The sequence below is a fragment of the Argonema galeatum A003/A1 genome (assembly GCF_023333595.1).
Lineage (GTDB): Bacteria > Cyanobacteriota > Cyanobacteriia > Cyanobacteriales > Aerosakkonemataceae > Argonema > Argonema galeatum.
Map to the genome: position 1 here is coordinate 106063 of NZ_JAIQZM010000020.1, position 9097 is coordinate 115159.

A 9097-nucleotide genomic window follows, 5' to 3' on the forward strand; every position below is an offset into this window, starting at 1 on the left:
GGATAAGATGTTAAATTATCCGTTTTGTCTCAATCTATTTATTTATACTTCTCACAGGCTTCATCCACCGGATGCGGCATAGTCAACTAGCTGAGATATTCTCTGGCGCAAGGTTTCTAAGCCGAGACGTTGACCCGCTGAAATAAACACGGCTTGGGGAAACTCTTCTTGCGCCAGTGCTAGAGTGTCGCCATCTACTCGATCGATCTTGTTAAAAGCGATCAAAGCTGGGCCTGGGGTAACTGGCATTTCTGTCAAGATAGCCATAACGGAACGAATCTGACTTTGCCACGCCGGATGGGACAGATCCACGACATGAACCAAGGCGTCGGCTTCGGTGACTTCCTCTAAAGTGGCCCGGAAGGCATCCATCAAAGCGGGAGGGAGTTCGTTAATAAATCCAACCGTGTCTGTGAGGACGATCGCCAGCGGTTCCCCTGTTGCGGCGTCGGGAATTACGAGGCGTCGCGTGGTGGGGTCAAGGGTGGCGAACAATTGGTCAGCCGTATACACCTCGGCGTTGGTCAGTACATTTAATAATGTAGATTTGCCAGCGTTGGTATATCCCACCAAAGCTACGGAAGGAACTTCTTTGTGCTGTCGGTTCTGGCGCAGGCGAGTTCGATGCGCTTGCAGTTGATCCACTTCCTGTTGCAATCTGGCAATGCGGCGCTGAATGGCTCGACGTTCGGTTTCCAGCTTGGTTTCACCCGGCCCGCGAGTACCTATACCGCCGCCTAAACGCGACATGGCTTGACCTCTACCTGTCAGTCGCGGCAGCATATATTCTAACTGGGCTAATTCTACTTGCAATTTCCCAGCACCGGATTGAGCGCGTTGGGCAAATATATCTAGAATTACTTCGGTGCGATCGACTACCCGAAGACCGATTTGGGTTTCTAAGTTGCGAATTTGCGAGGGTGAGAGGTCGCGATCGAATACTATTAAGTTGGCTCCCAGTGTCTGAGCGGTGAGGGCGATTTCTTGGACTTTTCCTTCCCCGACTACTGTTTGGGGATGGAGACGCGATCGCTTTTGTTGTACTGTCTGCAATACTTCTCCCCCAGCAGTATCCACCAATCGCGCCAATTCCTCCAGACTGTTCCGAAATTGTTGAGCCGTCATTCTTTCTGTCATCAACCCAACTAGGAGTACGCGATCGCGATCGCTGTCTACCTCTTGTGCGACAAATTCTCGCTGAAACTCGGCTTCCAGACTGTTCACCAGATCCAGAAAATCCTGCTTGCACAAAACATCCAGACTCATTGGCGAGGATACAATCCAACCACTTTCCAAAGATAATGGTTCAGCAACGCCATCTCGCATCTGCACCGGATTTGGGACTAGATGAGCTAGATATGTTTCTTTGACATAGCCAAAAGCTCCCCCACCCCGTCGCTCAAACCCAGTCCCGGTAGCGTTCAGGATAACTAGGGCGTCTAACCGCTGGATTGCCATTGCGGTTAAGGCTATTTCATTGGGGATTTCTGGCTTCAGTTGGGTCGCTATGCAGCGAATACCGCTTAGTCGTTCTGCACCGTAGCGGGGTAGTTCCCTTGGTGGAATTTGGGTTTGACGGGGAGTTCCCACGCCTACCCGAATCACCTGTCCCCGGCGGTTGATGTATACGCAGAGGGGTTGGCTGATTTCGCTGCTAATTTCGCCCAAGCTTTCGGCAAATTCCGGCGTGGTAATGCGATCGCCAGGAAGGCGCTGATGATACAGCTTTTGCAACTGCTTAAGCTGACTGGATTTTAAACCTTGTAGATTGCCGTAAATAGTTTCGATAGTAGTTCTCGATCGTAACTTGAGTTTATCTAGCAGATTGCCAGTTTATGAAGTACACCCCAGAAACCCGGTTTCTTCAAGAAACCGGGTTTCTTCGTACCTCACTTACCTGAAAAGTGCGGTAAGTTCTATTACCCATCTATTTTAACTAAAAACGTACTTACACCTTCACTCTACGGAATGATTCGGATTAATTTCTCCTGTTGAAAAATCCCATCAACCTTTGGATCGGTTTTCTGAATACGGATGTTTCCTCTATCCCCGATGCCTTGTCATAGCTATGGTATCCTTCTTTGTAGCGTCCCAAGTGAGATAGGGCTGCACCTCGGAAAGTCCAAGCTTCGCGATCGTCTGGTTGAATTTCTAGAGCCTTGTTACAGCTGGATAGCGCTTCTTCATAACGGTGCAGATGGATCAGCACAACACCCCGAAATACCCAAGCTGCGTAGTCTTGAGGTTCCAGTTCTAAAGCTTTGTCGAAACTGGCGAGCGCTTCTTCATAGCGACCTAAGTTAGCCAGGGCATCACCGCGATCGTACCATAGTTTGTGATTATTCGCGTGAATTCCTAGAGCTTTGTTACAATTAACAACTGTCTCCTTGTAGCGTTTGAGGCTCATCATAGGTTCCCTCGCTCAGGAATTGGGCGTTTGAATTTATTTATTTTAGATGTATTTATACCACAAGATGCGATCGATCTTTGGATATCGTTAAGATTTTGGGTATTCTGCCACTTTTTTACAGCAGAAGGGCGATCGCTTCCATAAAGATTCAAACTAATCTTGGGATAAAGTTGATGAGTTCTGATTTAGCGCGTCAAGCCAATTAAATTTAAGCAGCTTTTCAATATCTGACTCAATTTTTGGCATCCTAATTTTTGCATTATAGTAGTTCGGATCTGGTTTAGCTGCCCTTTTAGTTGAGCTTGGAAGAATTCAGGTTTAATTTCTGCAACTTTATTAAAACATTCAATAGCTTGCTTAATCCGGCGTAATTTTCTCAATGCTACGCCTCGGTTCCACCAAGCTAGGTGGTCATCCGGTTTAAATTTCAAAGCCTGGTCATAAGATGCGATCGCCTCTTCTAATCTTCCTAAATTATGTAGCGCAAACCCCCGCTTGTACCAGTCTTCATTTTTATCTGGGTTAATTTTCCAAGCTTCCTCGAAACTAGCAATTGCTTCTTCATCACGCCCTAGTTGCTTTAGGACAAAGCCGATATCATTGTAACATCCTAGACAATTTACATCACTTTTTTCGGCTTCTCTATAGCTTGCAAGTGCTTCTTCATAGCGACCTATTGCTTTCAACGAAATACCCTTATTGTGCCAAGCATAGTGATCATCAGGTTTAATATCCAAAGCGCGATCGAAAGATGCGATCGCTTCTTCATAGCGTCCTAAATTACCTAGCGCAATTCCCCGATTGTACCAGGCTTCATCATCTGGTTTAATCTCGGCTTTATCTGTGTTAATTTTAAAAGCTTCCTCGAAACTAAGAATTGCCTCTTCATCGCGTCCTAATTGCTTTAGTACAAAGCCCATATCATTCCAGCAACTATGACAATTTACGTCACTTTTTTGGGCTTTTTTATAGCTTGCAAGTGCTTCTTCATAGCGACCTATTTTTTTCAATGAAATACCCCGGTTGTGCCAAGCATAGTGATCGTCAGATTTAATTGCTAAAGCGCAATCGTATGATGCGATCGCTTCTTCATAGCGTCCTAAATTACCTAGCGCAATTCCCCGATAGTTCCAGGCTCCATCATTATCTGGTTTAATGGCTAAAGAGCGATCGTAAGATGCGATCGCTTCTTCATAGCGTCCTAAATTATATAGCGCAAATCCCCGATTATTCCAGGCTGCATCATCATCTGGTTTAATGGCTAAAGCGCGATCGAAAGATGCGATCGCTTCTTCATATTCTTCACCAGCAGCAAATACTCTACCCAGTTCAAACAGTAAATCGCCTCGATTACTGAGTGTTTGATTTTCTTCTGCTAGTAAGTCTTCAATTTCCAATATTTTTTGGCTTCGTTCTTGGGGAGTTAAATTGCGATATTTTTCATAGTCTCCTTCCTGAATAATACGAACTGATTCTTTCTCCAACAATTCCCCGTCTGTGGGAAACTCAAACACCCCAGAACGCCAGTCAAAAAAGTCTGGCGCACGTCGTATAAAATACTTTAGGCCAAATCTAGGTAAAATAAAGACAAAGCAGATATTAAAATTATCTCTAAAATTTTCTCGGCGCAAGTTAAGATGACCCAAAACACGCGGTACGCCTTTTAAACTGTATCCATAACGTTCTCTACTATCTTTTAACTTAGTTTCTTTATACAGTTCTTCATATCCATACAATGAATATTCCAAACCTGTAACGAATAAAATATCTATTTTTTCCTTATTTTCTAAACTATCAACAATCTCGTAAAAATTATCAATTGGGTTTTTCAACCGCAAAACTTCAATATTTTTTTCCCGAACATCCTTTTTGACTCTGACTATCAACCGTTCTGCTTCCGCCGGAGAACAGCGAACAAAAATTAATCCAAAGCCGTCGCTCCAACTAAGAGAACGTACTAATGCTTCGTATTCTTCCTCTGGGTCTGCTGGTAAATCTTTGTCCCACTCGCTAAGTTGCAGTTGCATATTATGGTTGAATTTTCGCGAAGTTATCCTGAAATTCCTTAGTTCCTTTAAGCAGAGGATGAACATCGTACCAACATTTTATTTCCCCTTCAGCATCTAAGCATCGATATTCCAAAATACAACGACTAAACAATAAGCTACGGTGCATCTCATCATGGATAATTTGTTTATTTAGATATACTCTGGCTAGTGGTTGCCATTGGTCATCATAAACATTATTGCGATAAGTATTCCGAGCTTCGCTAATCGAACGTTGGATTGCTCTAGTGGGAATCGGCAAACTATCAGTATATTTAATCGCTTCTTTCATCAGCGATAATAGATTTCGCACATGACCCCCACTGACCAAGCATAACCCTTCCAATGCTTTCGATTCTGCAAAAATATCTGGTTCTAGAGACAGAGAAGCATCGACTTGACTAATTCGTTTGGCAATTAATTCCTTCACCTTCTCAACTCCGGGTTCGTGGCGCTGATTGTCTGGAGTTTGTACCATAATCATCGGTAACACTTGCGAATCAGTACCATAAATATCGCGGACATCTGTAGCTCGGTCAGAATATACCATTGAGATTGGCACGGTGTAGACAACATGGCAATCTAATTTTTTGAGTTGTTCGCTACGATCTATAAAAATATGGTCGTGGCTGCTGCGTCCGTCTTCCTGAATCACACGGGCAATCCGATCTAAACTGTCAGCAATTACCACCAGTTGAGAATATCCGGTAGGTAAATTTTTTTTTGCTTCATTAATGAATTCATTTAGTGCGCCAGTTAAAGTTGTCGTATGCGGGTTTACCCGTTCTCTAATTCTTCGACGCAAGCTAGGTTCTGCTTTTAAATTAGCTGTCAGCTTACCAAACTGAGAAATTTGTCCTTCTATACTCAGACTTTCCAAAGACACCTCAGTCTGCGCTAAATCTTGCAAATCTTCCCATAAATTTTTCAGCCAGTCTAACAAAGGACGAGGACTGGCATTATCCTTGAGCGCTTCTAGCAAATGGCGCGTGCAAGCAAGTAAAATATCGGTGTATTGGACATCTTCAGGGTCGATATCTCCCTGATCGTCACCATCAAAATAAACAACAAAAAAGCCTTGACTATCTAAATATTGCTGGAGTCGCCGCAGTTCGGTAGATTTTCCCGCGCCTCGATGACCTGCATAAAGTTGACAGGTCATCCGGTCTGCATATTCAATCTCTTTACCTAACTGCATCAGGATGTCGCCATCTCCTCTGACTTCCCGACACTCCACATAAGCTGGGTCGCCTGCTGGTAATGGTCGAAACGGGTCAAAAACGTTGAAGAGTCGCCTCAATATGTCTGTGTTTTGAGCCATTACCAAGGATCTTCCTGTTTAGCGCTATTCTACTGATAGTATAGACGATCGGTAAGGTTAAGATCCATGCCTTCGATCGCACTTCTCCATTGCTTAACATTTCTTTGCAATTCATCTGATAACCAATGATCGTACTGGGGATAAACTGGCAAACGCGCTACCAATTCCCACCTCTCAGGCTCTAATACTTCTTGCAATTTCTGATGTTGCAGATGTGGATAATCGGGATTGACTTCATCTCTTGGCCCGATGCCTCCCAAATCTCTCGCACCCGCATCTAAACAAGCTAATAACCAACTTGGTTCTTTGACCAAATTGGGCGGAATTTGGATAGTAATATCTGATGGCAATATCTGACGAGCTTTGGCAATTACTTCTGGTAATTGATGCGGATCGAAAGGTGGCGCATCCAAAGTTTGTTGACTGCCGGGACTGTGAGGTTGTAAAATCACTTCTTGGATGTTATGATAGCGTTGGTGAATTTGGGAAATTGCCTCCAAAGTTTCCCACGAATCTACCGCACTTTCTCCAATTCCCAATAACAAGCCAGTCGTAAATGGAATGCCCAACTCTCCTGCCCATTTTAACTGTTGCAGGCGCAGTGCGGGCAATTTACTGGGAGCGTATTTGTGAACTGTATCTAATAACTTAGGTGTTAGCTGTTCTAACATTAATCCCATCGAAACATTAACATTCTTGAGTTTTGCCATTTCCTCAAAACCGATCGGCCCAGCATTGGTATGGGGTAAAAATCCCATTGACAGCGCTAGTTCGCATAAATTGTAGATATGTTGAAACCAAGCTTGTCGCCGTGACGAGTGGGGATGTACCTCGCCGCTGAGGATGAGAATTTCGCAAATCCCTTTATCCTGAAGGGATTTCAGCACTTTTTCAGCATCCGTCAATGTCAGCCAGGGACTTTTACCGGGATCTGTTCTAAAATTGCAGTACGAACATCGATTAAAGCATTCATAAGTAGGAACTAGGGTGTAGGCTGGGCTGTAGGTGATCGAGCGGGAAACGGATAATGTCATCTGCGGGTAAAAACAAGACGAAATATCAAAATTTTAACAAATCTAAGATTTTAGATATTGGATTACAATTTTAATCCAAAATCCAAAATCGATTTGCCCAGCCCAGTTTTTGCAACTAATCAAGACACTTTCCTTATTTCTTTTACTTGACTCCAACGTTTTTTGGCATAGATGTTTTTGACGTGGGTTTTCACCGTGTTAAGAGTGATTTGTAATGTTTTGGCGATGTCTTGGTAGCTGTAGTCCTGACGCAGCAGCGACCAGATTTCCATTTCGCGATCGGTTAGCTGGTATTTTTGCTGTTCAAACTGTATTTCTTCTTGCAAGAGTTGGTTGCGGTTTTCCAAGAACACCAAGATATACTGGCTGGCGTCACCTAACCCCAAGTTTAGCCAACTGGCGCGGATGCGAATAGTCTCTTCCTCAGCAGTTTCGCACTCTAACATTAAAGGTGTAGCATCGGAGTTGCCATTTCTGATTAAGCGATGGCAAATTTCCGAAATCACGGCGGGGATACTTGCACTGTGGCGATCGATCAAAGCCAACTTTTGGCAGATTTCCTTGGCTTGTTGGTTCACGTACATCGGTTTGGTGTTGCGGGAAATCACCATGACACCTTCCCGCAATGACTCAGCCAAGGCTATCCAGGGGGAATCGAATAGTGTATCAACGCCGTTAGCTTCTAATTTATCCGGCTTTGGTTGGGAAACTGGTTCGGTAGCAAAGCGATGATTTGACCTTGAACTTAGCGCGGGGATCTCTTGGGAAGCAGTTAAGGTGAGTGAATTAGCTTTCATTAGTTATCGTCCTCAAATCTAAGGCTATTCTCATCGCCTTAAAAATGAAGCTGCAATGAGTAAGCTGTATACCTCTCCAGACTGTTGAAGTTCAACCGGAGAGGCCCAAGGAGAGGGAACTAACCTGAAGTAGGGTGAAGTTTTTTTTGAGAGTAAACTAAAAGCAGATGCTTAGATCTAAATTTTCGGCCTGGTTGCCGTGAAACAGTTCACCCGTTGGGGTGTTACTTGATACCGTTACTTAAAGTGCGATCGTATGAAACCCGAATACTTAGACAAGTGGTTTCCCCTTGAGCAACAGCACAACTATGTTTCGAGGCTTTTCAAGCAGGCTGGACTTACCCGCCGTCGGGCGGAGTGCTTCGTTCGGTTGTGGGCGTATTTACTGCTCAAGCAGCAGCACGAACGAGGAAAGCGCCTGGTGCAACCGTTGACTCAACTGGAGGTGCCACAAGGATCGGTTTCCTGTACCCATAGAGAGGCTGCGGAGTTATTCTACGCTCACAAAGAGCGGGGGAGCGATCGCGCTGCTGGCATGATGATAGATCAACTTGCTGCGATCGGTTTAATAGAAAAAGAATTCGACGGCCAAACTATTTGTATCGAAATTCGGCCTTTACCCTCCCTGAAGCCACCAGAACCCGTACAAATCGAGATAGATAACTTCAACGCCGAAACAGATGCAGTTCCAGTTGCCAATTTGATGGCTCACCATTATAACCGATTGGCAAAAGATAGCTCTACTACTCCTCACAAGCTTGTCAAGGTACTGCGTAACTGGGCTGGGCAATACTCCACAGGTATGCGGGTGCTGCGTCGTTGCGACAATCAAAATCCCGTCGGAATCTACATTCTCTACCCCACCGCCAGCGAATCGGAGGCGAACTTCTTTCAACCTCCCAGCAAAACTCGCTTCATAACTTCAGATACCCAGACCGATAGCTTCAAAATGGCTCATCAAGGAGATCTAGATTGCACTTGTGTGTATCTGCGGGCTTGGATTATCGATAATCCTTATATACAGCAAGCTACTGTTTGTCAATTTGTGGAGGATGCACAGAAGACTTTGGTGCAGATGCAGGCTGACTTCCCCAATCTCTGCGATTTGCATACTGTATCCCTAAATCCTGTCTATGAAGAAATGCGGCAGGCTATGGGATTTCAAAAAACCTACCAAGATACACAACGGACTATTCACTGGGTTTATCTGCCAATGAAGCGATTTTTGGCCTTGGATATGAAGCAAGCTCTCTCAAGTATTAATTTTGGCACTATCTCTGAGGTTTGAGTCAAAGAGTTGCTAAACCTGCTATAAGCTGCCCTAATAACACTCATAAGGCTAAACAATCAAAACAAATATGAATAACCCCTTTACAAAACGAAACATACGGTTTAATCTATAAACAGGTAGAAAAAACACTACCTCGCACCTCGAAAAATACATAGCAATCATAAACACATGACCACCACCATTCAACAGCGCTCCAGCG

Annotated in this window: 7 protein-coding genes; 1 reads left to right on the forward strand and 6 read right to left on the reverse strand. The window is 44.3% G+C overall.

Going from position 1 to position 9097, the window contains the following annotated elements; translation table 11 throughout:
• Positions 1-60 precede the first annotated feature (60 nt).
• From hflX to LAY41_RS20355, 6 genes are all read right to left on the reverse strand, one after another.
• Entirely contained in the window at positions 61-1734 is a 1674-nt protein-coding gene (gene hflX / locus LAY41_RS20330) for a GTPase HflX (protein WP_275974286.1), read from the reverse strand.
• Positions 1735-1978: 244 nt separating this feature from the next.
• Positions 1979-2410 (reverse strand): tetratricopeptide repeat protein, encoded by a 432-nt coding sequence (locus LAY41_RS20335; protein ID WP_249102155.1) that lies wholly within the window; start codon positions 2408-2410, stop codon positions 1979-1981.
• 185 nt (positions 2411-2595) lie between these two features.
• The gene (locus LAY41_RS20340; RefSeq protein ID WP_249102158.1) at positions 2596-4437 is read right to left on the reverse strand and encodes a tetratricopeptide repeat protein; all 1842 of its coding nucleotides are present in this window, start codon (positions 4435-4437) and stop codon (positions 2596-2598) included.
• A 1-nt stretch (position 4438) separates the two neighbouring features.
• Positions 4439-5776, reverse strand: a complete 1338-nt coding sequence (locus LAY41_RS20345; RefSeq protein ID WP_249102161.1) for an ATP-binding protein — start codon at positions 5774-5776, stop codon at positions 4439-4441.
• Between the two features lie 29 nt (positions 5777-5805).
• Positions 5806-6810, reverse strand: coding sequence for a 7,8-didemethyl-8-hydroxy-5-deazariboflavin synthase subunit CofG (gene cofG / locus LAY41_RS20350; RefSeq protein ID WP_249102164.1), 1005 nt, complete (start codon positions 6808-6810; stop codon positions 5806-5808).
• A 119-nt stretch (positions 6811-6929) separates the two neighbouring features.
• Positions 6930-7607, reverse strand: coding sequence for a helix-turn-helix transcriptional regulator (locus tag LAY41_RS20355; RefSeq protein WP_249102167.1), 678 nt, complete (start codon positions 7605-7607; stop codon positions 6930-6932).
• Between the two features lie 256 nt (positions 7608-7863).
• On the opposite strand from LAY41_RS20355, the gene LAY41_RS20360 reads away from it, so the two are divergent.
• Positions 7864-8895 carry a hypothetical protein gene (locus tag LAY41_RS20360; protein WP_249102177.1) on the forward strand — a complete coding sequence of 344 codons (1032 nt, stop codon included), beginning with the start codon at positions 7864-7866 and terminating at the stop codon, positions 8893-8895.
• The last annotated feature ends 202 nt before the right edge of the window (positions 8896-9097 follow it).

Bases quoted from the DNA above. Each gene is read 5' to 3' on its own strand.
- cofG (WP_249102164.1), bottom strand. From the start codon at position 6,810: ATGACATTATCCGTTTCCCGCTCGATCACCTACAGCCCAGCCTACACC.
- LAY41_RS20340 (WP_249102158.1), bottom strand. From the start codon at position 4,437: ATGCAACTGCAACTTAGCGAGTGGGACAAAGATTTACCAGCAGACCCA.
- LAY41_RS20345 (WP_249102161.1), bottom strand. From the start codon at position 5,776: ATGGCTCAAAACACAGACATATTGAGGCGACTCTTCAACGTTTTTGAC.
- LAY41_RS20335 (WP_249102155.1), bottom strand. From the start codon at position 2,410: ATGATGAGCCTCAAACGCTACAAGGAGACAGTTGTTAATTGTAACAAA.
- LAY41_RS20355 (WP_249102167.1), bottom strand. From the start codon at position 7,607: ATGAAAGCTAATTCACTCACCTTAACTGCTTCCCAAGAGATCCCCGCG.
- LAY41_RS20360 (WP_249102177.1), top strand. From the start codon at position 7,864: ATGAAACCCGAATACTTAGACAAGTGGTTTCCCCTTGAGCAACAGCAC.